Annotated in this window: 1 protein-coding gene; it reads right to left on the bottom strand. The window is 51.1% G+C overall.

The window, feature by feature from the left end; translation table 11 throughout:
* Positions 1–707 (bottom strand): ABC transporter ATP-binding protein (locus tag B2R29_RS10315; protein ID WP_301180991.1); only part of this gene is annotated, 707 nt, incomplete at both ends.

The following is a 707-nucleotide window of genomic DNA, read 5'->3' as shown; positions in this document are numbered from 1 at the left end:
CTTCACCGGTCTTTTTATCGACCTTGTCAGCATTACTATCGTCGGAGTCGGCAGCCTTCTTAGCGGGCGCATCTGTGTCCGGCTTTCTCTGTTTTTCATACAGAAAACTAAGAACCTGCTGACGGTATCTGTTGTATTGCGGATCGTCGGCAAGTTGAATTCGGTTGCGTGGGCGTTCAAGTTCTACGTCCATGATTTCGCCAATGGTGGCAGCAGGGCCATTGGTCATCATCACAATACGATCAGACAGCAATACTGCCTCGTCGACATCGTGGGTAATCATGATGACGGTGTTGTTCAGGTCTTTCTGAATGTCCATCAGAGAGTCCTGCAGGTGAGCACGTGTCAGGGCATCAAGTGCGCCGAAAGGCTCGTCCATTAGCAGTACCTGAGGTTCCATTGACAGGGCACGAGCGATACCAACACGCTGCTTCATACCACCGGAAATTTCATCCGGGCGTTTGTGCATGGCGTGGCTCATGTGTACCAGTTCGAGGTTATGCTCAATCCACTCACGCATTTCCGCTTTGGACTTCTGACCTTTAAAAACGCGCTTTACAGCGAGTTCAACGTTCTGATAAGCGGTCAGCCATGGCAGAAGAGAGTGGTTCTGGAACACAACTGCACGCTCAGGGCCAGGTTCATTCACTTCTTTTCCGCTCAGCACGACACCGCCCTGAGTGGCTTGATAAAGACCAGCCACAATA

The sequence above is a fragment of the Thalassolituus sp. UBA3500 genome (genome assembly GCF_002377545.1).
In the GTDB taxonomy this organism is placed as follows: Bacteria; Pseudomonadota; Gammaproteobacteria; order Pseudomonadales; family Oceanobacteraceae; genus Thalassolituus.
This window is presented reverse-complemented; position numbering and strand designations above follow the sequence as displayed.